Source organism: Nocardioides soli, from assembly GCF_014191495.1.
Taxonomy (GTDB): domain Bacteria; phylum Actinomycetota; class Actinomycetes; order Propionibacteriales; family Nocardioidaceae; genus Nocardioides; species Nocardioides soli.
In genome coordinates, this window is sequence record NZ_JACHWR010000003.1 from 126,108 (window position 1) to 149,036 (window position 22,929).

Below are 22,929 nucleotides of genomic sequence, written 5' to 3' on the forward strand. Positions count from 1 at the left end.
GGTAGCGACGGTTGATGAGACCGCGGGTGGGGTCAGAAGGTGTGCTCCTCGGCCGGGAAGGTGCCGGCGCGGACGTCGGCGGCGTAGGCCCGCGCCGCGTCGAGCAGGACGCCGTGGAGGTCGGCGTACTGCCGCACGAAGCGCGGCATCCGGCCGGTGCGCAGCCCGAAGGCGTCCTGCCACACCAGCACCTGGCCGTCGCAGCCCGCGCCGGCGCCGATGCCGATGGTGGGGATCGACACGGACGCCGTGACGTCGGCGGCGACGTCGCCGGGCACCATCTCCATCACGATGGAGAAGGCGCCCGCCTCCTCCATCGCCCGGGCCTCCTCGATGACCCGCTTGGCCGCGTCGCCGCGGCCCTGCACGCGGTAGCCGCCCAGGTTGTGCTCCGACTGTGGGGTGAAGCCGATGTGCGCCATCACGGGGATGCCGCCCTCGGTCAGCTTGCGCACCTGCGGGGCCATCTCGACGCCACCCTCGAGCTTCACGGCGTGCGCGTTGGCCTCCTTCATGAACCGGACGGCGGTCAGGTAGGCCTGCTCGGGCGAGGCCTGGTAGGAGCCGAACGGCAGGTCGGCGACGACCAGCGCGCGGCGTACCGACCTCGTCACGGCGCGGGCCAGCGGGATCAGCTCGTCGACGGTCACCGGCAGCGAGGTCTCGTTGCCGAAGACGTTGTTGGAGGCGCTGTCGCCGACCAGCAGGACCTCGATACCGGCCTCGTCGAAGGTCTGGGCGGCGTACTGCTCGTAGGCGGTGAGCATCGCGAACCGCTCGCCGCGCTGCTTCATCTCGCGTAGGTGGTGGGTGCGGATCCGCTTGATCGCGGCGGCTCCCTCCGTCTGCTGGGCCTTGGCCGGACCGGTGCCGTACGGCGCGGTCTCCTCGCTCATGGAATCTCCCTGACATGTCATCTCGCGGCTCCCTGATGGAGTCCACGGACCGTTCGTCAGGCTAGCCCCGGACCGCCCCGTTGAGGCCTGTGTGCCTCGTCACGCGATGCCGGCGGGGCGGGCGGCGTCGGCCGCCGCCTCCATGTCGGCGATCACGATCTTCTGCATCGTCATCATGGCCGCGGCGGCCGCCTGGGCGCGGGCCGGGTCGGGATCGGAGATCAGCTCGTAGAGGCGCACCGGCACGATCTGCCAGGACAGCCCGAACCTGTCCTGCAGCCAGGCACACTGGTCGGGCCGGCCGCCGGCGACCAGGGTGTCCCAGTAGTAGTCGACCTCCGACTGGTCGACGCAGTCGACGCTCAGCGACACGGTCTCGGTGAAGCCGGCGTGCACCGGTCCGCCGTTGATGCCGCGGAACGGCCGGCCGTCGAGGGTCCACCGGGCGGCGAGCACGCTGCCGTCGTCGTGATGGGACACCCCGCGGATCTCGGAGTTCGGGAAGACCGCGGTGTAGAACTCCACGGCCTCCATCAGGTTGTCGTCGAACCACAGGCAGGTGCTGATCTCAGGCATGCCGTGCAGACCGCGGTCGGTCCGAGAACTCATCGCAGCCGGCACGGATCTGCCTCGTTCGGGCCATGTCGGTCGGGCGGTCGGCGGCGCACGCTGAGGGGATGGCAGCACCGCAGGACGCTCGGGAGGAGCTCCGCCTCGCCGTCGTCCTCAACGGCGGCGTGAGCCTCGCCGTCTGGATCGGGGGAGTCACCCTCGAGATCGACCGGATGACGCGGGGCGACCGCGTCTACGGCCAGCTGTTGGACCTGCTCGGCATGAGCGCTCGTGCCGACGTCATCACGGGTACGTCGGCCGGCGGGATCAACGGGGCCGCGCTCGCCCTGGCGCAGGTCAACGACCACGCCGACCTGCGCGGACTGCGCGACCTGTGGGCCGACCAGGGGCGGATGGAGACCCTGCTGCGTACGCCGTTCCACGGCCAGCCGGCGTCACTGCTGCGCGGCGACGAGTACTTCCTGCCGTCGCTGGAGCGGGCGCTGCGCGGCCTGACCGTCGACTACGCACCGATCGGGCCGGACCGCCGGCCGGTGTACCTCGGCGTGACCACGACGCTCCTCGACGGCGCCCGCACGGTCACCTCCGACGCGCTCGGCCAGGCGCTGCCCCAGGAGGTGCACGCCGGCCTGATGACCTTCAAGCATCTGGAGAACGACGGCCAGGACGACTTCGCGGCCGACCAGATCGGCGAGACCACGCGCCGGCTCGCCCTGGCCGCCCGCTCCTCGGCGAGCTTCCCGGTGGCCTTCGAGCCGTCGTTCCTGCCGGTGGGCACCGGGGTCTCGGGCAACGGCCGGCCGGACATGACGATGGTCGCCGACTGGGTCGACCCGACCGGACCGCCGGACCAGTCGCACTTCGGCGTCGACGGCGGTGCGATGGTCAACACCCCGACGCTCCCCGCACTCGAGGTGATCGACAGCCTGCCGGCGACCACGGCGGTACGCCGGGTGATGCTGCTCGTCTTCCCGCACGCGCCGACCGTGCAGGAGCGCCCGCCCGCCGAGGAGCAGGACCCGCCGACGGTGGTGGAGGCGCTGACCGGGGTCGCCCACGCGACCCGCAGTGAGGCGAGCCGCACGCATGTCGAGAAGGTGGAGGAGCACAACCGGCAGGCGGCGGCGCGCAGGTTCGGGCGCTCCGACGTGCTGATCAGCCTCCAGCGCAGCACCGACAACGGCCTGACCGACGTGCTGTCCGGGCTGTTCGGGACGCTCTACCCGCACTACCGCGAGCTGCGCCTGCGCCGGGCCGCCCGCGACCTCGCCGAACGGGTGCCGACGGTGCCGGGCTGGTCCTACGACCGGGTGCTCGGATCCGTCGAGAAGGCGCAGCAGCGCGTCGACGCGACGCACGGCCTGCCGTACGTCGTCACCACGGCGCAGGCGCGCGACTGGCGGTTCGACCCGGCGCGCGGCTGGCCGTGGGGCGTCACCACCGCCGAGCACCTGGCCGACGACGCGCTCGACCTGGCGCGCCGGCTGGTGCGCCTCGAGCTGACCGCGGACGAACGGGTGCTGGTCGAGCGGCAGCGGATGGCGCTCTTCGACGTACGCCGCCGGGTCGAGCGGGCCCGGCGGGGGTTCGACGACGTGTGGTTCCGCGGCTGCCTGAGCGGGCTGCCGCCGAACACGTCGTACTGGCAGGTCCGGATGGCCGCCCAGCAGCGCGCCTACCGCGGCGGGCGCGAGCTGGAGGCGGCCGACTTCGAGCGACTCACCCCGGACCCGCAGCGCCGCCAGGACCTCGCCGACCTGGTCAACGCGACCTATCCCGAGCGCAAGGTCGGCACCGAGGTCGCCGACGGCCTGATCGAGCTCGCGGCCTCGCTGCTCGCGCTGACGCCGGCCGTCGACCGGCTCGCCGACGTCGTGACCGGCGACGATCAGCTGGCGCTCCAGGCCTGGCAGAAGCTCCTCGGGAACGTCGCCGACGAGCGGGAGCTGATCGCGGAGCTGGTGCGGCTCGACGTGGTGACCGCGTGTCTGAGCAACGCCCCCGAGCGAGGCTCGGAGCAGCTGGTCGAGCTGGTGCAGGTGAGCCTGCAGACCAGCAACGCCTTCGCGCAGGTGACCACCCAGGGCAGCGACAAACTGGGCGGCGCCCGGCTCGGCCGCTTCGCCGGCTTCCTCAAGGAGTCCTGGCGGATCAACGACTGGATCTGGGGCCGGCTCGACGCCGCCACGATGCTCTGCCAGGTGCTCCTGGACCCCGACCGGCTCCGCCGCGCCCGCGAGGACGCCGAGCGGCGCGGCGAGCCCTGGCCGGCGACGGCGCAGGGGTGGGTCGACGCCTGGGTGGCGACGCTGTTCGCGGGCCGGGAGCCGGGGCCGGGCTTCCTCTCGCTCCGGCAGCGGGCGGTCGTGGAGCTGGACCGGTACGTCTACCACGACACCGCCGACCGGCCGCCCACGCTGGAGGCGCTGGCCGGGCTGTTCGCCTGGGCGATCCAGGCGGATGTCGCGGCCGAGGACCTGCCCGCGCTGCGGGACGCGGTCGCCGCGGACCGCCGGGAGGGCGCGACCCAGGCCTCGCACGGGGAGCGCTTCGTCGAGGACCACGCGGCCCTGCTCGACCAGCTCAAGGGGCTGGGGCCGGTGCTGCTGGCGTCCAACGAGCCGGGCGCCGCACCACCCGACGACCCGAGATCCGCCCAGCGCCGGGGTCTCGGGCTGGCCGGACTGCGCGCCTTCGACCGCGCGGGCGTCGGCCGCGAGCCGCTCGACGCCGAGGCGTCCGGCGACCTGCTGATCCGCACCGGCGTCACCGCGGTGGCCGTCGGTGCCACCGTGCTGGACAGCCCGAAGCTCGGCGTACCGGCCGCCAAGCCGCTGACCCGCACGATCCGGGGCCTGGCGCTGCTGCCGTACTGGGTGGCCCGCGGCCTCACCGGTGGCGCCCGCATCGGCAACACCGTCGCCATCGCCGTGCTGGCACTCGGCGGCGCGATGCTGGCGCTCTCGCTGGTGCTGTCGGCGACCCCGCGCTGGGTGGCGCTGATCGGGGTGTCGGCGCTGCTCTTCGGCTTCGCCTACGCCGCGCTGCGCACCGGCAGCCTGCTGCACGGCATCGCACTGCTCAGCCCGGTGATCCCGTTGATCGCGTACGCCGTGACCCAGCAGGTCCGGCCGACGGAGACGACCCTGCCCACGCTCGCCGTGCTGCCGTTCGTGGCCGCGCTGATCGCGGGCCTGGTCATCCTGGGATCCCTGCCGGCGCTGGTGCGTACGCCGTTCGCGGTGGTCACCGACAGCGGTGGGCGCGGGTGGCTGATCGCCCTGATCGTCGGAACGTTGGTGCTGGAGGCGGCGGTCGTGGCCGCCGTATGGATCACCGTCTCCTGGAGGCCCGCGCTGGTGCTGCTGGCCGTGTCGGTCGTCGTCGACGTGGCCTGCTGGCTGGCCGAGCGCGAGTCGTCGGCCTTCCGGGTGCGCTTCCTGGCCGCCGACGGCTGGGCCGAGGATCGGTTGGTGCAGCCACAGGCGGTGGCGGGCGCCTGGGCCTGCGTCTACGCGATCCTGTCCGCCGCGGTCGGGGTGCTGCTCTGGCTCCTGGTGCGCGCGCTCGGCGACGACCTGCGCTTCGACACCGGCGAGCACCAGGGCGAGCTGACCGCCACCGGGGTCGCGCTCTGGGCCTCGGTGCTCGGCGCGCTGGTGATGACCGTGCTGCTCGCGGTGCTCGTCGTGGCGCTGCCGCGCCGGGCCCGCGGCCGCTTCGCGACCGAACTGGAGCGGCAGGTCCGGGCCGGCGCCTTCGCCGTCGGCGCCAGCCTCGACGAGACGCGGGACCTGCTGGTGCGGCGGCTGCGCACGCGCGGCACGGCGTACGTCTATCTGACGCAGGTCGCCGACGACGACCTCGTGCTCTCCGGGACCGGCGACGGCCTGGCCCGGCGCATCTGGAGGGCGGCGGGTCATACCCAGGCCCACACCTAGACTCTGGGCCGTGGACTTCTACTCCGCCTACGCCCAGGGGTTCGCCCGGGTGGCCGCGTGCACCGTCCCGATCCGGGTGGCCGACCCCGCGACCAACGCTCGCGCCGTGCTGGAGCAGGCCCGGGCCTGCTCCGACGACGGCGTCGCGGTCGCGATCTTCCCCGAGCTCTGCCTGAGCGGGTACGCCGTCGACGACCTCTTCCTGCAGGACCCGCTGCTCGACGCCGTGGCCGACGCCATCGCCGAGATCGTCGAGGCGTCGCTCGACCTGCTGCCGGTGCTCGTGGTCGGCGCGCCCGTCGAGCACGGCAACCGCGTGCTGAACACCGCCGTGGTGATCCACCGCGGCCGGATCCTGGGGGTGGCGCCGAAGTCGTACCTGCCGACCTACCGCGAGTTCTACGAGCGCCGCTGGTTCGCGCCCGGGGACGACGTGCGCGGCACCACGGTGCTCGCGGGCCAGGAGGTGCCGATCGGGCCGGACCTGCTCTTCCGGGCCGACGACGTGCGCGGGCTGGTGCTGCACGTCGAGGTGTGCGAGGACCTGTGGGTGCCGGTGTCGCCGAGCGCCGAGGCGTCGCTCGCCGGCGCGACCGTGCTCGCGAACATCTCCGGCAGCCCGATCACCGTCGGCCGCGCGAGCGACCGGCACCTGCACGCCCGGAGCGCGTCGAGCCGCTGCCTCGCGGCGTACCTCTATGCCGCCGCCGGCCAGGGCGAGTCGACCACGGACCTGTCCTGGGACGGCCAGACGATGGTCTACGAGAACGGCGAGCTGCTCGTCGAGTCCGAGCGGTTCCCCGACGGGCCGCGGATGTCGGTCGCCGACGTCGACCTCGACCGGCTGCGGCTGGAGCGGCTCCGGATGGGCACCTTCGACGACAACCGTCGCGCGGTCGGCCGGGACTTCCGGACCGTCGACTTCGAGCTCGCGCCGCCTGCGGGTGACATCGGGCTGCGCCGCAAGGTGGACCGGTTCCCTTTCGTGCCGGACGACCCCGAGCGCCTCGCGCAGGACTGCTACGAGGCCTACAACATCCAGGTCTCCGGGCTCGAGCAGCGCCTGGCTGCGATTGGCCAGCCGAAGGTGGTGATCGGCATCAGCGGCGGCCTCGACTCGACGCACGCGCTGATCGTCGCGGCCAAGGCGATGGACCGGCTCGGCCGGCCGCGCAGCGAGATCCACGGCTTCACGCTGCCCGGCTTCGCGACCGGCGAGCGCACCAAGGGCTACGCCTGGCGGCTCGCGGAGTCGCTCGGCATCACCATGCAGGAGATCGACATCACCGGCGCCGCCCGGGAGCTGCTGACCGACCTCGGCCACCCCTACGCGCAGGGCGAGGAGGTCTACGACGTCACGTTCGAGAACGTCCAGGCCGGGCTGCGCACCGACTACCTCTTCCGGCTCGCCAACCACCGCGGCGGGATCGTGGTCGGCACCGGCGACCTCTCGGAGCTGGCGCTGGGCTGGTGCACGTACGGCGTGGGCGACCAGATGTCCCACTACAACGTCAACGCCGGCGTACCGAAGACGCTGATCCAGCACCTGATCCGCTGGGTGATCGGCTCCGGGCAGTTCGGCGACGACACCAACGACGTACTCGCCGAGGTCGTCGCGCAGGAGATCACCCCCGAGCTGGTGCCGCACCGCGAGGACCAGCTGCCGCAGTCGACCGAGGCGTCGGTCGGGCCCTACTCGCTGCAGGACTTCACGCTCTTCCACGTGCTGCGCCTCGGCTACCCGCCCCGCAAGATCGCCTTCCTCGCCTGGCACGCCTGGCACGACGCCGACGCGGGGGAGTGGCCGCCGAACTTCCCCGACGACCGCCGGGTCGCCTTCGACCTGGCGACGATCCGGACGTGGCTCGACGTGTTCGTCCGACGCTTCTTCGCCAGCCAGTTCAAGCGCTCCGCGCTCCCGAACGGGCCGAAGGTCAGCCACGGCGGCACCATGTCGCCGCGCGGCGACTGGCGGATGCCGTCCGACGCCAGCGCGGCGGCCTGGCTGGCCGACCTCGAGTCGGTCCCGGACTGAGGTGGCCACCCGATACCCGGGCCGCGGCGTACTCGCTGCGGTCGCTTGCCTCGGCGCCCTGCTGGTGCTGATCGGTGCGGCCTGCGGCGTCGTCAACCGCGAGGTGCTCGACGCCGGCCGCTTCGCCGCGCACGTCGACGCGGTCCGGTCCGACCCCGGCGTCTCCCGGCAGGTAGGTGCGCTGCTGACCGACCGGCTCCTGGAGGATCAGCCCGACCTGGTGGCGATCCGGCCGTTGGTCGAGAGCACGGCCACCTCCGTCGTCGCGAGCCCGGCGCTCGGCCCGGTGGTGCGGGCGGGCGTCCGACCGCTGTACGACGCGCTGGTGCTCGGCCGTGACGACGCCGTCGTGCTCCGGCTGGCCGACGTCGGCGCGGTCGTGGTCGGGTCGCTGGCGGTCGCGGCGCCGGAGACCAGGGCCGCGGTGCCGGCCGATCTGGACGTGCGGCTGTCGCGGTTCGGCGGCCAGGAGTACTCCGGGAGCGTGGTCGGCTCGGTGCACCTCGTGGAGCTGCTCGCCTGGCTCTGTCCGGTGCTGGGACTGGCGTTGCTCGTGCTGGCAGGCGTCCTCCGGGAGCGTGGTCCGGGGACGGTCCGCCGGGTGACGCGCGAGGTCGGCCGCGGCGTCCTGGCGGCCGGCCTGGGGCTCGCCGGCCTGCTCGTCGCGGTGGGCTTCGTCGTCGACCGGCTCGACCCGGGCACGCTGGCGGGCGCCGTACGCCGCGCCGCGTGGAGCGAGCTGGACGGGCCGTTCTGGGTGACCGCGGGCGTCGTGGTGGCGCTCGGGGCGCTGGCGACCGCCGTGGCGACGGCCACGAGGTGGCCGCGGCTCGAGGACGTGCGCCGGCTCGTCGACCTCGATGTGCCACCGCGCCGGCTTGCGGCCCGCGCGGTGGTGCTCGCCGTGCTCGGGGCGGCGCTCGTCCTCCAGCCCGCCCGGGTGGCCACCGTGGGTCTCGCGCTCCTCGGCGTCGGCCTGCTGACCCTCGCCGTGGTCTCGGCCCTGGTGGCGCTCGGCCGCAGTCCCCGGCGGCGTACCTGGATCGCCCTCGCCGCCGCCGGCCTCGTCGGAGCCACGGTCCTCTCCGCCCTCCCCGTCGAGCACCGGCTCGCGGTCACCTCGGCCGCTCCGCGCGAGGGCTGCAACGGCCACGTCGAGCTGTGCGACCGGCGCTACGACGAGATCGCCTACCCCGCGACCCACAACTCGATGGCGGCGGCGAGCGAGGGGTGGTTCTTCCCCGAGCAGCCCGACGGCATCGTCGACCAGCTCGACCACGGCATCCGGGTGCTGCTGATCGACAGCTGGTACGGCCAGCGCACCGACCGTCCGGGAGTCATCGCCACCGCCGACGAGCACCGGGCCAAGGCCATCGCCCAGGCGGAGTCCGAGCTCGGCGCCGCCACCGTGCGCAGCGCGCTGCGGATCCGCGACGCGCTCGGACTCACCCCGCAGGGCGCCGTCGAGTCGTACCTCTGCCACGGCCTGTGCGAGCTCGGCGCGACGCCGTGGCTGCGGAGCCTGCGCGAGGTGCACGACTGGCTCGTCGCGCACCCCGACGAGGTGGTCACGCTCTTCGTCCAGGACGAGGTGAGCCCCGACGACACGGTCGCGCTCATCGAGCAGGCCGGGCTGCTGCCGTACGTGCACGAGCAGGGCGGAGACTCCTGGCCGACGCTCGGCGAGATGATCGCCTCGGGCCGGCGTCTGGTCGTGCTGATGGAGAACCGGGGTGGGAGTACGGCGCATCCGTGGCTCCGACAGGGCTTCGACGAGGTGCAGGACACGCCGTTCCTCTTCCGTCGCCCCGGCGAGTTCAGCTGCGCGCCCAACCGAGGCGCCGTCGACGCCCCGCTCTTCCTGGTCAACCACTGGATCACCGACAAGACCGCCGAGATCACCAACGCGGAGCGGGTCAACGCGCGTGAGGTGCTGCTGCCGAGGGTCGAGCAGTGCCGGGCCGAGCGCGGGATGCTGCCCAACTACGTCGCGGTGGACTACTACGACCGCGGCGACCTGATGGAGGTCGTCGACGAGCTCAACGGGCTCTGAGCCGCCTCGGCCCCGATACGGTCAGCACGTGCGCGTCGATCTCCTGGAGTGTCAGCGGCCGGAGCACCGCGACCGGGGCATGATCACCGGACCCGACGGTCGCGGCTACGCCCGCCACGGCACGCGAACCGGCCGGCGAGCCGGGGACGAGCTGGTCGCCGCGGGCGTGCCGATCGTGCTGGACCTCTACGGCCACGGGCAGCTCGAGTGGTTCGACGCCGAGGATGCCCGCACCGCCTGGACCGAGGCGCGGCCCTTCGTCACCACGGCCGAGCCCACGTCTCGGCAGCTGGCCAAGCACGTCATGTGGACCGCGGGCACCTGGCTGTCCGAGGACGAGGGGCCCCTGCTCTACCTCACCGGTCGTTGCTGACCTGCCTTCGAGTGTGATGCCCGGAGCGGTGCGGTCAGCCGGTGGTTGCGGCCGGTGACGCGCTTACCGGGTTGGTGTGGTGGCCGTGGGTGGGGGTTACGGGGGGTGGTTGCGGCTGCTGGGCGGTCGACCGGGTCGACCGGGTCGGCCCTGGTCAGGCGGCGTAGTCGATGGCGATGTGGAGGTCGGTGTAGTAGAGCTCGCCTCCCATGAGGGGTACGACGCGGCTGGGGGTGGGTGCGCGGGGTGCTGCCGATCGGATCGTGTGGCCGGTGGGCAGGGTGGTCTCGACGACGTGCTGATCGGGTGGGCCGGCCAGTGGTCTGGCGCGCCAGCCGGGGGCTTGTTTGGTGTGGTTGCACTGCTCGCACAGGCCTTGGCCGTTGATGGCGGAGGTGGGGCCGCCGTCGGCGTGGTCGGTGATGTGGTCGTGGTGGCGGACCGGGGCGTTGCACCAGGGGGTGCGACAGGTCTGGTCGCGCAGCTCGAGGAACAGGCCGAGGGCCTTGGGGAACGCCCGGGCGCGGGTCTCCATCGCGACGAGGGTGCCGGTCTCGGGGGCCACGTAGAGCCGCCGCAGCGCCATCTGCGCCATCTGCGCCGTCTGTGCCTGGGCGAGGGCGGTGGCGGTGAGGTGACGGGCGTGGTCGGCGGTCAGGGGGCCGTAGCCGGTGAGCCAGGCCGGCTGGTGTCCGCCGGCGAGGAGGGTGTGGTCGGAGACGGTCAGGTTGACCGTGACCGGGACCGCCTCCGCAGAAACTTGTCCGGTGATCAGGGTGACGAGGGTGTCGGTCATCACCTGGCCCCGTGATCTCGGGTCGCCTTGGGCACGAGCGGAGTCGGCGGCCCGGGTCAGGGTGGCGTAGACGGCGACGCCCTGGGCGACCGGGAGCAGTACCGAGAGCCGGGCCATCGTGTCCGGCGCGGGCCGCAGGCTCACGTGCCGGTCGGCCTCCGCCTTCGCGCGGCGGTCGACCACCGCGGCCGGGTCCAGGCCGGCGACCAGCGCCCGGGCCTGCGCGATCAGGCGTCGGTCGCCCCACCCCTCGAACGGGTAGGTGCCCTGGTTGTCGGGGGCGCAGAGCTCGGCGTCCACGCGGGCCCGGTGTCCGGGCTGGAGGCAGGCGGTCTCCCGGGCGATCAGGATCGCCCGCCACTCCGACACCACCCCGGCCGCCAGGGCGGCCTCGGTGTGCGGGAGCTCGGTCAGGGCGTGCGCGAACCCCAACAACCGCGTGCCACGGGCGGGGGACTCCCGGCGGGCGTAGGCCACCAGACCGGGCACGTCCCGCCCCCGCCGCGCGACCGGCACCCCCTGGTCGGCGTGCCGGGCCCTCACACGGGCATCCAGTGCCCGGGTCAACCGCGCCTGGACCGCGCAGGCGCGGGCCTTGGCGTCCTCGAGGGCGCGGATCGCGTCCACCAGCTCCGCCTCGCTCATCCCCGACACGTCGGACACGTCACCGGCCCGGAGGTCGGTGACGGGAGCGCTGGCCATGCCTCATTGTATCGAACAATTGTTCGATCACACAAGGGGTTGGGCGGACCAGTTCGGCCGGGGTGGCCGGCTTGGGGTGGTTTCGAGACAGGCGCTAGGGAGTGTCTGGTTATTCGCGAAGCCAGATGAGGATGGCGCTGAGGACGACGCCGCCGCGGTAGGTCGTGGCGTGCTTGTCGTAGCGGGTCGCGATCCCGCGCCATTGCTTGTGGTCGTTGAAGGACCGCTCGACCACGTTGCGCCGTTTGTAGATGACGGGGTCGAACGAGGGTGGTCGTCCTCCTGCTGAGCCACGACGGATGCGGTTGCCGATCTCGTCGTCTCGCTGCGGGATGACTGTTCGGACCCGCTTGCTGCGCAGCAGGGCGCGGTTGGCGCGCGAGGAGTAGGCCTTGTCTCCGAGCAGACGGTCGGGTCGGGTGCGCGGCCGGCCGGGTCCGATTCGTTTGACCGCGAGGTCGGCCAGCAAGAACTTGAGCATCGGGGCATCGCCGGCCTGGCCCGCGGTCAGACCGATCACCAGCGGTCGCTTGCGGCCGTCGACGAGCTGGTGGACCTTGGTCGACAACCCGCCCCGGGAACGGCCGATCGCATGATCGGGAGGCTCGTGAGCCGGGGCCGCGGCGGAGTTCTTGTAGTTCGACTCAGCCCCCTGTGAGGCCGGCAGGCCGCTCCTCGCGCGACAGCGTGGTGGCGTGCTGGTGGGCCCGGTTGATCGTGGCGTCCACCGACACGGTCCAGTCGACCTCGCCCGCCGCGTCCGCCTCGGCGATCAGCTGGGCATGGATCCGGTCCCAGGTGCCGTCCCGGGAGAACGCCTGATGCCGCTCCCACACCGTCTGCCACGGCCCGAACGAGCCCGGCAAGTCACGCCACGCGACCCCGGTCCGGTAGCGGTAGATGATCCCTTCGACCACCTGCCGGTGATCGCGCCACGGTCGACCACGACGACCCTCGGAGGAGGGCATCATCGGCTCGATACGGGACCACTGAGCATCGCTCAACACCTCGACACGCGACATGGGTCAACAATCACCCACCCAACCGCCCCGAATTAGCAGACACGCCCTAGCGCGCCTTCCTCAACCACCGTGATCCCGAGGACGGTGGTTGAGGAGGTTGCGCTAGCAACCGTCTCGAAACCCTGCTGCGTCGGCGGATGTGGGGGTCGGGTGCTGGGTGGTGGTTTCGAGATAGGCGCTAGCGCGCCTTCCTCAACCACCGTGGGCGCGCTTTCGCACCTCGGCCACGGGGTGCTCGGGCGGGCCGCTTCGCCCGGAGTGGGTGAGGCGGAGGGGGTGGGGGCTGGGGGAGCATCGGCGTGCTTGCTGCTCCAACCGGCCGCTGTGCCGAGCGCTGGTGCGCCGGGCGCGCGCTGAGCGTGCCGTACGGCTGCGCCCGCTTCACGATCGAGGAGGCACCATGAGCACCCAGACCGAGGCGGCTCCGGGCGGCGCCGTCGCGAAGATGAGCGTGCCGACGCTGACGGCGATGGTGGTCGGCAGCATGGTGGGTGCGGGCGTCTTCTCGCTGCCGGCCCGCTTCGGCGTCGCCACCGGGATCCTGGGCTCGCTGATCGCCTGGGTGATCGCCGGCACCGGCATGCTGATGCTCGCGTTCGTCTTCCAGAACCTCGCGATCCGCCGGCCCGACCTCGACTCGGGTGTCTTCATCTACGCGAAGGCCGGGTTCGGCGACTATGCCGGCTTCAACTCCGCCATCGGCTTCTGGGCGAGCGCGGTGGCCGGCAACACCTTCTACTGGGTGTTCATGACCGCGACCGTCGGCGCGTTCTTCGACAGCTTCGGCGACGGGGACACGTTCCTCGCGGTCGCCGTCGGCACCGTCGGGGTCTGGATGTTCCACTACCTGGTCGCGCGCGGGGTCCGCGACGCGGCGGTGATCAACCGCATCGTGACGGTCTTCAAGATCATCCCGATCCTGGTCTTCATCGTCGTGCTGTTCGTGAACTTCGACGCCGGCGTCTTCTCCGACAACTGGACGGCCTACGGATACGGGGACCTCGGCAACCTCAACGAGCAGATCCGCAACACGATGCTGATCACGACGTTCGTCTTCATCGGCATCGAGGGGGCGAGCGTCTACTCGCGCTACGCGCGGCGCCGCGAGGACGTCGGCCGGGCGACGGTGCTCGGCTTCCTCAGCGTGCTGTCGATCTTCGCGCTGGTCACGCTCTCCAGCTACTCCGTCGTCCCACAGCCCGAGCTCGCCGACACCCGCCAGCCGTCGATGGTCGGCGTGTTCGAGACGGTCGTGGGGGACTGGGGCGAGGTCTTCATCAGCGTCGCCGTGATCGTCTCGGTGCTCGGCGCCTACCTCGCGTGGACGCTGATGGCGGCCGAGGTGATGTACATCCCCGCGCGCCAGGACGACTTCCCGGAGTTCCTCGGGCAGGAGAACGCCAACGGCACCCCGATCACGGCGCTCGTGGTCACCTCGCTCGCCGTGCAGGGGCTGCTGGCGCTGACGCTCTTCGTGACCGACGCCCTGAACTTCATGCTCGACCTCTCCACCTGCCTCGCGCTGCTGCCCTACCTGCTGGCCGCGGCGTACGCGCTGAAGCTGGGGCTGACCGGCGAGACGTACGACGGGGTGGCGGCGGCCGTCAGACGCAAGGAGACGATCGTCGCCGGCGTCGCGACGGCGTACACGATCTTCCTCTTCGACGCCGCCGGCATGAAGTTCGTGCTGCTGATGACGGTCATCCTCGCCCCGGCGTCGCTGCTCTACATCAAGGCGCGCAGCGAGCACGGCCGGCGCCTGTTCACGCCGGCGGAGATCGCGCTCTTCGCGCTGATCGTCGCCGGTGGCGTCATCGGTGCGATCGGGCTGTGGACCGGCCGCATCGTCCTCTGACCCCCGACCCAGACCTCCACGACGCAGATCCACGGCACAGAAAGGAACCCCGATGAGCGTCTCCGAGACGTACGGCGTGCACTCCGAGGTGGGACGGCTGCGCAAGGTGTTGGTGTGCGCGCCCGGCCTCGCGCACCGCAGGCTCACCCCGAGCAACAACGACGAGCTGCTCTTCGACGACGTCATGTGGGTCGAGAACGCCCAGCGCGACCACGCGGACTTCGTCAACAAGCTGACCCAGCGCGGCGTCGAGGTCGTCGAGCTCCACGACCTGCTGGCGCAGACGCTCGCCGTGCCGGGCGCGAAGGACTGGATCCTGGACCGTAAGATCGTGCCCAATCAAGTGGGCCTCGGGCTCGTCGACGACGCCCGCGGCTATCTCGAGGCGCTGCCGGACCGGCAGCTCGCGGAGTTCCTGATCGGCGGGCTGGCGACCAACGACCTCCCCGATGACTTCCGCTCCGACTACATCAACCTGGCCCGGGAGTCGACGGGGGCGCGGGAGTACCTGATGCCGCCGCTGCCCAACACCCTCTATACCCGCGACACCACCTGCTGGCTCTACGGCGGGCTGACGATGAACCCGCTGTACTGGGCGGCGCGCAAGGAGGAGACCCTCCTCTACAAGGCGATCTACCAGCACCACCCCGACTACGTCGGCTCCACGATCTGGTGGGGCGACCCGGAGCGGGAGTGGGGCCAGGCCAGCTTCGAGGGCGGCGACGTGATGCCGGTCGGCAACGGCGTCGTGCTGATCGGCATGAGCGAGCGTACGTCGCGGCAGGCGATCACCCAGGTCGCGAAGGCGCTCTTCGAGCAGGGCGCCGCGACGCGGGTGATCGTGGCGGGCATGCCGAAGCTGCGCTCGGCGATGCACCTCGACACGGTGTTCACGTTCGTGGACCGCGACATCGTCACGCTCTACCCGACGATCATGGACGCGGTGCACACGTTCACGCTGACGCCGTCCGACCGGGCGCCGGGGGTCGAGGTGCGCGACGAGGGCGCGGCGGCGTTCGTCGACGTGGTGGCGCGCGAGCTCGGGCTGCCGTCGCTCCGGGTCATCGACACCGGCGGGGACGTCTACCAGTCGGAGCGGCAGCAGTGGGACAGCGGCAACAATGCCGTCGCGCTGGAGCCCGGCGTCGTCTTCACCTACGACCGCAACACGCTCACCAACACGCTGCTGCGCAAGGCGGGCATCGAGGTGATCACGATCGTCGGCGCCGAGCTCGGCCGGGGCCGGGGTGGCGGGCACTGCATGACCTGCCCGATCACCCGCGACCCAGTGGACTTCTGACCGGCCTCAGCCCGCGGACTCAGGGGTCACGGGCACCGTCTGCTGCTCGCCGGCGCGCTCGAAGGTGACGTCGACGGGCTGCCCGATCGTCGCCTCGAGCTCGATCTGCACGAGGTCGTCGGGCACCGAGACCCGGCGTCCGTCGAGCTCCATGATGACGTCGCCCGGCCGGAGGCCGGCCTGCTCGGCGGGGCCACCGGGCACCACCGCCTGGACGAAGAGACCGGTGGGCAGGCCGGTGCTCTTCGCGGTGTCGACGGACACCGCGGCGACCTGCAGGCCGAGCGTGGGGTGGCGGACCCGGCCGTGGTCGACCAGCTCGGTGGCGATCGTGGTGAAGAGCGAGGAGGGGATCGCGAAGTTCAACCCCACGCTGCCCTGGTCGCCCGGCGGCGAGGCGCCCGCGGAGTTGATGCCGACGAGTTCCCCGGCGCAGTCGACGAGCGCGCCACCGCTGTTGCCCGGGTTGATCGACGCGTCCGTCTGGATCGCCCCGACGAGGTGGTGGGACGATCCGGCCGCCGAGGGGACCCGCACGTACCGGTCCGTCGCGCTCACGATCCCGGTGGTGACGGTCGAGCTGAGCCCGAGCGGGGCGCCCAGCGCGATGACCGGCTGCCCGATGCGGAGGTCGCCCGAGCTCCCGACCTCGACGGGTGGGGCGTCCGACTCGCCCTCGACCACGGCCAGGTCGGTCACCGCGTCGGCGCCGACGACGTGGCCGACGGCGGTGCGGCCGTCGCTGTAGATCACCCGGATGTCGGTGCCCGGATCGCCCGAGCCGACGACGTGCTCGTTGGTCAGGATGTAGGGGCGGCCCGGAGTCGTCTCGACCACGACGCCCGACCCGTTGCCCTCGCCCTCGGCGGTCGTGACCTGCAGCGTCACCACGGAGGGCAGGGTCGCGGCCGCCACCCGCTCCACGTCGCAGCCGGGGCCGGCCGACCCGCTGGGGGAGTCGTCCGACCCGGCCAGCTCACGAACGCCGACCACGACACCGCCACCCACGAGACCGGCGACGAGGGCCAGCGCCACGATCAGGTAGGGATGCGCCAGGATCCGAGGTGTCGCGTCCACGAGGCGACGCTAGGGGAAGCCCGGGGGACCAGCCAATAGGCTGGTCCCATGGGCAAGCAGGAAGACTTCGTTCTCCGCGCTCTCGAGGAGCGTGACGTCCGGTTCGTCCGGCTCTGGTTCACCGACGTGCTCGGCTTCCTCAAGTCGGTCGCGGTCGCCCCGGCCGAGCTCGAGCAGGCGTTCTCGGAGGGCATCGGCTTCGACGGCTCCTCGATCGAGGGATTCGCCCGCGTCTACGAGTCCGACATGCTGGCCAAGCCCGATCCGTCCACCTTCCAGATCCTGCCGTGGCGCAGCGGCGACGGGCCGTCCACGGCCCGGATGTTCTGCGACATCTCGATGCCCGACGGCTCACCGTCGTACGCCGACCCGCGCTACGTGCTCAAGCGCACCCTGAGCACCGCGGCCGACAAGGGGTTCACGTTCTACACCCACCCCGAGATCGAGTTCTACCTGTTCAAGGACGTGCCGGCGTCGGGCGCCGAGCCGATCCCGGTCGACCGCAGCGGCTACTTCGACCACACCGCGCAGTCGCGCGGCGCCGACTTCCGGCGCGAGGCGATCACGATGCTCGAGGCGATGGGCATCTCGGTGGAGTTCAGCCACCACGAGGGCGGCCCCGGCCAGCAGGAGATCGACCTGCGCTACGCCGACGCGCTCACCACCGCCGACAACATCATGACCTTCCGCACCGTCGTGCGCGAGGTCGCGCTGACGCAGGGCATCTGGGCGTCGTTCATGCCCAAGCCGTTCACCGACCAGCCGGGCTCGGGCATGCACACCCACGTCTCGCTCTTCGAGGGCGACAACAACGCGTTCTTCGAGGCGGGCGCGGAGTACCAGCTCTCCAAGACCGGCCGCGGCTTCATCGCCGGCATCCTCAAGCACGCGAGCGAGATCAGCTGCGTCACCAACCAGTGGGTGAACAGCTACAAGCGGATGCTGTGGGGCGCCGAGGCGCCGTCGTACGTCTGCTGGGGGCACAACAACCGCTCGGCGATGATCCGGGTGCCGATGTACAAGCCGCTCAAGGGCCAGTCCACCCGGGTCGAGCTGCGCACGCTCGATGCCGCGTGCAACCCCTACCTCGCGTACGCCGTGGTGCTCGCGGCCGGCATGAAGGGCATCGAGGAGGGTTACGAGCTGCCGCGGGAGGCCGAGGACGACGTCTGGTCGCTCTCGGAGCGCGAGCGCAAGAGCCTGGGCATCGACCCGCTGCCGAAGAGCCTGCACGACGCGATCGAGATCGCCGAGGACTCCGAGCTGCTGGCCGAGACGCTCGGCGAGCACGTCTTCGACTTCTTCCTGCGCAACAAGCGCGCCGAGTGGGACGACTACCGTGGCCAGGTCTCGGCGTACGAGCGCGACCGCATGCTCCCGGTGATCTGATGACGGAGGGCCCGGAGTTCCTCACCGACGACCGCACGAAGGTGCTGCGTCGGCTGCTCTTCGTCATCGTCGGGTTCGCGGTGGTGCTGGTGCTCGTCGGCGTGCCGCTCGTCGCCGGCGACTACGAGGTGTACGGCGCGATCGTGCTCGCGATCGCGGTGGTGGTCGGTGCGGCCGCCCTCGCGACGCTGCGCGCGATCCGCGGCCGCTCCCCGGCGGCCCGCCGGCTGTGCATCGCCACCGGGGTGCTGACGGCGGCGCTGTCGGTGCTGTTGGTCCCGGTCTGGATCGGCCTGTTGACGGTGGTCGCCGGCATCGGCCTGCTCGTGATCACCTTCGCCCCGGAGCGGGGACCTCGGTGAGCGCGCGGCGGGTGCTGGTCGTCGAGCACGACGCCGAGTGCCCGGTCGGCTGGCTGGGCGTCTGGCTCGACGAGGCCGGGTGCGCGGTCGAGGTGTGCCGGCCCTACGCCGCGGAGCCGCTGCCCGAGCTCGGCGAGTACGACGGACTGGTGGTGCTCGGCGGCCCGATGGGTGCCAACGACGACGAGTCGCACGCCTGGCTGGGCCCGGTGAAGCAGCTGCTGCGCGAGGCGCGGGACGTCGCGCTGCCCACGCTCGGCATCTGCCTGGGGCACCAGCTGGCCGCGGTCGCTCTCGGCGGCACGGTCGAGCGCAACCCGCGCGGCCAGCAGGTCGGCCTGCTCGCGCTCGGGTGGACCGCCGAGGCGGCCGCCGACCCGCTGCTCGGGCCGCTGGCGACGCCGCGCCGCGGCGTGCAGTGGAACGACGACATCGTGACCGCGCTCCCGGACGGCGCGGTGGTGCTGGCCGCGACCCCGGAGGGCGAGGTGCAGGCTGCCCGCTTCGGGCCGGCCATGTGGGGCGTGCAGCTGCACCCGGAGGTCGACGACGTCATGCTGCGGCCCTGGGCCGAGGTGGACCGGGGCAGCCATGCGACCCGGGGGATCGACACCGACGCCCTGCTCGCCGACGTGCGCGCGGCGCGGGCCGAGCTCGACGCCGCGTGGCGGCCGCTCGCCGAGAGCCTCGCGGCCCTGCTCGGCGACCGGACCACGGACGCCGCTGGGCGATGACCCGGACGGCGACGAGCAAGGGCGGCCTGGTGCGGCTCGGGTTCCAGGACCCGGAGGCCGCGCAGGCGGCCCTGGCGGGGCTCGGTGCCGCCGCCGAGCCGCTGCTGGGCGCGCTGGGTCGCACCGCCGACCCGGACGCCGCGCTGGCCGGGCTGGTCCGGCTGCGGGCGAGCGCCGGCGACGACGACGCCCTGCTCGCGACCCTCGTCGAGGACGACGACACCGCCATGCGGCTGCTCGGCGTGCTCGGCGCGAGCGAGGCGCTGAGCGACCACCTGGCCCGGCATCCCGAGCACTGGCACGAGCTGCGCGACCCGGCACTCGCCTCGACCCGGTCGGCCGCCTGGGCGCTGCGGGCGGCGCTGCTGGCCGCGGTCGGTGCGGACCCCGACGCCGACGTACCGGTCGCGACCCGGCCCGACGCCGAGGCGGTCGACGCGCTGCGGGTGGAGTACCGCCGCCTGCTGCTCCGGCTCGCGGCGCGCGACCTCGCTCACCGGCTCGAGGTCGACGACGCCGCCGCCGAGCTGTCCGACCTCGCCGCCGGCACCCTCGAGGCGGCGCTCGCCGTCGCCCGGCAGCGGGTGCCCGACGCCGGGCTCGCCCGGCTCGCCGTCGTCGCGATGGGCAAGTGCGGTGGCCGGGAGCTCAACTATGTCTCCGACGTCGACGTGATCTACGCCTACGCACCGGCCGAGGGCGCCGACGAGGCGGCCGCGCTCAAGGTGGCCACCCAGCTCGCCAGCCACCTGATGCGGGTCTGCTCCGACCACACCGGCGAGGGCACGATCTGGCCGGTCGACGCCAACCTCCGGCCCGAGGGCAAGGCCGGCCCGCTGGTGCGCACCATCGCCAGCCACCGCGGCTACTACGAGCGCTGGGCGAGCACCTGGGAGTTCCAGGCGCTGCTCAAGGCCCGGCCGGTGGCCGGCGACCTCGCGCTGGGTCGTGAGTTCGTCGAGCTGACCGCGCCGATGGTCTGGTCGGCGGCGGGCCGCGACGGCTTCGTGGAGGACACCCAGGCGATGCGCCGCCGGGTGCTCGACCACATCCCCGCCAAGGAGGCCGAGCGCCAGCTCAAGCTCGGCGCCGGGGGACTGCGCGACGTCGAGTTCGCCGTGCAGCTGCTCCAGCTCGTGCACGGCCGGGCCGACGAGCGGATCCGGCCGCCCACCACGCTCAGCGCGCTCGCCGAGCTGACCCGGGGCGGGTACGTCGGGCGCGCCGACGGGGAGGCGCTGCACGCGGCGTACGCCTTCCTGCGCACGCTCGAGCACCGCATCCAGCTGCACGGGCTGCGGCGGACGCACGTCGTGCCCGCCGACGAGGCCTCGCTGCGTCGCCTCGGCCGCAGCATGGGCCTCTTCTCCGACCCGGTCGGCACCCTCGACAAGACCTGGCAGCACCACCGCCGCGAGGTGCGGCGGCTGCACGAGAAGCTCTTCTACCGGCCGCTGCTGACCGCGGTCGCGCGGATCCCGGGCGAGGAGGCCCGGCTGACCCCCGAGGCGGCGCAGCTGCGGCTGGCCGCGCTCGGGTTCGCCGACCCGAGCGCCGCGCTGCGGCACCTCGAGGCGCTGACCGCGGGGGTCAGCCGCACGGCGCAGATCCAGCGGACCCTGCTGCCGGTGCTGCTGTCCTGGTTCGCAGACGCGCCCGACCCCGACGCCGGGCTGTGGGGTTTCCGGCGGATCAGCGAGTCGCTGGGCGCCACCCCGTGGTACCTCTCCACGCTGCGCGACGAGGGGGAGGTCGCCGAGCGGCTGGCCCGGATCCTCGCGACCTCGCGCTACGCCACCGACCTGCTCGAGCGCGAGCCGCAGGGCGTGCGGATGCTGGGCGGTGACCTGCAGCCGCTGACCGCCGAGGCGCTCACCGAGGAGATGCTCGCCTCGGCGAGCCGGCACGACCAGCCCGAGGCCGCGGTGCGCGCCGTCCGCGGCATCCGACGCCGGGAGCTGCTGCGGATCGCGGCCGGCGATCTGCTCGGCCTGACCGACGTCGCCGACGTCGGCGCCGGGCTCTCCCGCCTCACCGACGCGACCCTGGAGGCGACGCTCGCGGTCGCCGGCCGGGCCGCCCGCACCCAGCGCGGCCTCGACGAGGCGCCGACCCGGATGGCGATCGTTGCGATGGGGCGCTACGGCGGGTTCGAGCTGTCCTACGGCAGCGACGCAGACGTGATGTTCGTGCACGACCCGCTGCCGGGAGTCGACCCGCAGGCGGCCGCGACGTACGCCCAGGCGGTCGCCAACGAGCTGCGCCGGCTGCTCGCGCTGCCCGGACCCGACCCGGCGCTCGAGGTCGACGCCGACCTGCGGCCGGAGGGCCGGCAGGGGCCGCTGGTGCGCACCCTCGAGGGCTACGCCGGCTACTACGCCCGGTGGTCGAAGGTCTGGGAGGCGCAGGCGCTGCTCCGCGCCGACGCGGTGGTCGGCGACCCCGGCCTGCGGCAGCGCTTCGAGGAGCTGATCGCCCCGCTGCGCTACCCGCCCGCGGGCATCACCGAGGACGACGTGGTCGAGGTGCGCCGGATCAAGGCCCGGGTCGACTCCGAGCGGCTGCCGCGCGGCGCCGACCCGCACACCCACCTCAAGCTCGGCCGCGGCGGGCTCGCCGACATCGAGTGGACCGTGCAGCTGCTCCAGATGCGGTACGCCGGCAGCGTCCCCGGGCTGCGCACGCTGCGCACCCTGGACGCCCTCGCCGCGGCCCGCGAGGCCGGGCTGATCGGGGACGACGACGCCGCCGTGCTCCAGCAGAGCTGGCGCCGGGTCAGCCGCGTCCGCAACGCCGTCACCCTGGTGCGCGGCAAGCCCGGCGACGAGCTGCCGCACGACTTCCGGGAGCGGGCCGCGGTCGCGGCGGTCCTGGGCTATCCGCCGGGGTCGTCCGATGCGATGGTCAACGACCAGCTGCGCTACACCCGGCTCGCGCGCAACGTGGTCGACCGGGTGTTCTGGGCCTGACCGTTCCGGGCCTGACCGTTCCGGGCCTGACCGTTCCGGACCGGCCTCAGCCCTCCGCCGGCTCCTCCATCCGGTAGCCGACGCCCCGCACCGTGCGGATGTAGCGCGCCCCGCCCAGCTTGCGGCGCAGGTTGCCGACGTGCACCTCGACCACGTGGGTGTCGCCGACCCAGGGCGTGTCCCAGACCGCCTTGAGCAGGTCCTCGCGGGTCGCGACCCGGGTCGGGTTGCGCATCAGCTCGGTGAGCAGGTCGAACTCGGTGCGGGTGAGCGACAGCTCCTCGCCGTCGCGGAAGACCCGGCGGGCGGAGACGTCCACCCGCAGCCCACCGTGCACCAGCACGTCGGCGAGGTCACCGAGGCCGGGGCGGGGGCGCCGGAACATCGCGTTCGCCCGGGCCTGCAGCTCGCGCGGGCTGAACGGCTTCGCCATGAAGTCGTCGGCTCCGGTCTCGAGCCCGAGCAGACGGTCGATCTCGTCGGAGCGGGCGGTGACCATGATGATGTACGCGTCGCTGATCTCGCGGACCTGCCGGCACACCTCGATGCCGTCGATGCCGGGGAGGCTCAGGTCGAGCGTGACCAGGTCGGGTCGCAGCTCGCGGACCGCCTCGACGCCGTCCGTGCCGGTGTCGACGGCCGTGACCTCCATGCCGAGGTCGGCGAGCGTGTGTGCGATCAGCTCGCGGATGTCGCGGTCGTCCTCGACGACGACGACGCGCCGCGGCCGGTCGGGAACTCCCTCCATGTCGACGGATGATGCCATGCTCCGGAGGCGACCGTCCGGTAACCGGTGCCGACCTCGGGTCGGGTCGTGCCGCGGAGGCGGTCGGCAACCGGTTGAATGGGCGG

The 22,929-nt window shown here is 72.8% G+C and carries 16 protein-coding genes; 10 read left to right on the forward strand and 6 right to left on the reverse strand.

Annotated elements, in window-relative coordinates; all coding sequences use genetic code 11:
* Nucleotides 1–32 precede the first annotated feature (32 nt).
* Together panB and FHU40_RS19475 are read right to left on the reverse strand one after the other, a co-directional pair.
* The gene (panB, locus tag FHU40_RS19470) at nt 33–896 is read right to left on the reverse strand and encodes a 3-methyl-2-oxobutanoate hydroxymethyltransferase (RefSeq protein WP_425490191.1); all 864 of its coding nucleotides are present in this window, start codon (nt 894–896) and stop codon (nt 33–35) included.
* Between the two features lie 99 nt (nt 897–995).
* Entirely contained in the window at nt 996–1,472 is a 477-nt protein-coding gene (locus tag FHU40_RS19475) for a VOC family protein (RefSeq protein WP_183594030.1), read from the reverse strand.
* Between the two features lie 101 nt (nt 1,473–1,573).
* On the opposite strand from FHU40_RS19475, the gene FHU40_RS19480 reads away from it, so the two are divergent.
* The 4 genes from FHU40_RS19480 to FHU40_RS19495 are packed head-to-tail and all read left to right on the forward strand — an operon-like array spanning nt 1,574 to nt 9,871.
* Nucleotides 1,574–5,410 carry a patatin-like protein gene (locus FHU40_RS19480; RefSeq protein WP_183594031.1) on the forward strand — a complete coding sequence of 1,279 codons (3,837 nt, stop codon included), beginning with the start codon at nt 1,574–1,576 and terminating at the stop codon, nt 5,408–5,410.
* A gap of 10 nt (nt 5,411–5,420) precedes the next feature.
* Nucleotides 5,421–7,445, forward strand: coding sequence for an NAD(+) synthase (locus tag FHU40_RS19485; RefSeq protein ID WP_183594032.1), 2,025 nt, complete (start codon nt 5,421–5,423; stop codon nt 7,443–7,445).
* A gap of 1 nt (nt 7,446) precedes the next feature.
* Nucleotides 7,447–9,498: a phosphoinositide-specific phospholipase C-related protein gene (locus FHU40_RS19490; RefSeq protein ID WP_183594033.1), complete on the forward strand. Its 2,052-nt coding sequence runs from the start codon at nt 7,447–7,449 to the stop codon at nt 9,496–9,498.
* Between the two features lie 28 nt (nt 9,499–9,526).
* Entirely contained in the window at nt 9,527–9,871 is a 345-nt protein-coding gene (locus tag FHU40_RS19495) for a type 1 periplasmic-binding domain-containing protein (protein ID WP_183594034.1), read from the forward strand.
* Nucleotides 9,872–10,025: 154 nt separating this feature from the next.
* On the opposite strand, the gene FHU40_RS29080 is transcribed toward FHU40_RS19495, so the two are convergent.
* Together FHU40_RS29080 and FHU40_RS19505 are read right to left on the reverse strand one after the other, a co-directional pair.
* Nucleotides 10,026–11,369, reverse strand: a complete 1,344-nt coding sequence (locus FHU40_RS29080) for an HNH endonuclease signature motif containing protein (RefSeq protein WP_221200074.1) — start codon at nt 11,367–11,369, stop codon at nt 10,026–10,028.
* Nucleotides 11,370–11,478: 109 nt separating this feature from the next.
* Nucleotides 11,479–12,391, reverse strand: a protein-coding gene (locus FHU40_RS19505; protein ID WP_425490146.1) for an IS5 family transposase whose coding sequence is annotated in 2 segments (ribosomal slippage) — nt 11,479–12,052 and nt 12,051–12,391 — 915 coding nt in all. Because the reading frame shifts where the segments join, the coding sequence is not laid out codon by codon here.
* Nucleotides 12,392–12,791: 400 nt separating this feature from the next.
* Here FHU40_RS19505 and FHU40_RS19510 point away from each other — a divergent pair.
* Both FHU40_RS19510 and FHU40_RS19515 read left to right on the forward strand, forming a co-directional pair.
* A complete protein-coding gene (locus FHU40_RS19510) occupies nt 12,792–14,246 on the forward strand; it encodes a basic amino acid/polyamine antiporter (protein WP_246391223.1) in 1,455 nt (484 codons plus the stop codon).
* Nucleotides 14,247–14,298: 52 nt separating this feature from the next.
* Nucleotides 14,299–15,546 (forward strand): arginine deiminase, encoded by a 1,248-nt coding sequence (locus tag FHU40_RS19515; RefSeq protein WP_183594035.1) that lies wholly within the window; start codon nt 14,299–14,301, stop codon nt 15,544–15,546.
* A gap of 6 nt (nt 15,547–15,552) precedes the next feature.
* Here FHU40_RS19515 and FHU40_RS19520 read toward each other — a convergent pair whose 3' ends face one another.
* Nucleotides 15,553–16,623: a trypsin-like peptidase domain-containing protein gene (locus FHU40_RS19520; RefSeq protein WP_183594036.1), complete on the reverse strand. Its 1,071-nt coding sequence runs from the start codon at nt 16,621–16,623 to the stop codon at nt 15,553–15,555.
* 48 nt (nt 16,624–16,671) lie between these two features.
* Here FHU40_RS19520 and glnA point away from each other — a divergent pair, with 48 nt between their 5' ends.
* The 4 genes from glnA to FHU40_RS19540 are packed head-to-tail and all read left to right on the forward strand — an operon-like array spanning nt 16,672 to nt 22,077.
* Nucleotides 16,672–18,012, forward strand: a complete 1,341-nt coding sequence (glnA, locus tag FHU40_RS19525; RefSeq protein WP_183594037.1) for a type I glutamate--ammonia ligase — start codon at nt 16,672–16,674, stop codon at nt 18,010–18,012.
* Nucleotides 18,012–18,374 (forward strand): hypothetical protein, encoded by a 363-nt coding sequence (locus tag FHU40_RS19530; protein ID WP_183594038.1) that lies wholly within the window; start codon nt 18,012–18,014, stop codon nt 18,372–18,374. The genes glnA and FHU40_RS19530 overlap by 1 nt, the downstream gene beginning before the upstream one ends.
* On the forward strand, nt 18,371–19,108 hold the full coding sequence (locus tag FHU40_RS19535) for a glutamine amidotransferase-related protein (protein WP_183594039.1): 738 nt from the start codon (nt 18,371–18,373) through the stop codon (nt 19,106–19,108). The genes FHU40_RS19530 and FHU40_RS19535 overlap by 4 nt, the downstream gene beginning before the upstream one ends.
* The gene (locus FHU40_RS19540; protein ID WP_183594040.1) at nt 19,105–22,077 is read left to right on the forward strand and encodes a bifunctional [glutamine synthetase] adenylyltransferase/[glutamine synthetase]-adenylyl-L-tyrosine phosphorylase; all 2,973 of its coding nucleotides are present in this window, start codon (nt 19,105–19,107) and stop codon (nt 22,075–22,077) included. Before FHU40_RS19535 ends, FHU40_RS19540 begins: the two co-directional genes overlap by 4 nt.
* Before the next feature lie 46 nt (nt 22,078–22,123).
* Here FHU40_RS19540 and FHU40_RS19545 read toward each other — a convergent pair whose 3' ends face one another.
* Nucleotides 22,124–22,843 (reverse strand): response regulator transcription factor, encoded by a 720-nt coding sequence (locus FHU40_RS19545; protein WP_246391224.1) that lies wholly within the window; start codon nt 22,841–22,843, stop codon nt 22,124–22,126.
* Nucleotides 22,844–22,929: the final 86 nt, after the last annotated feature.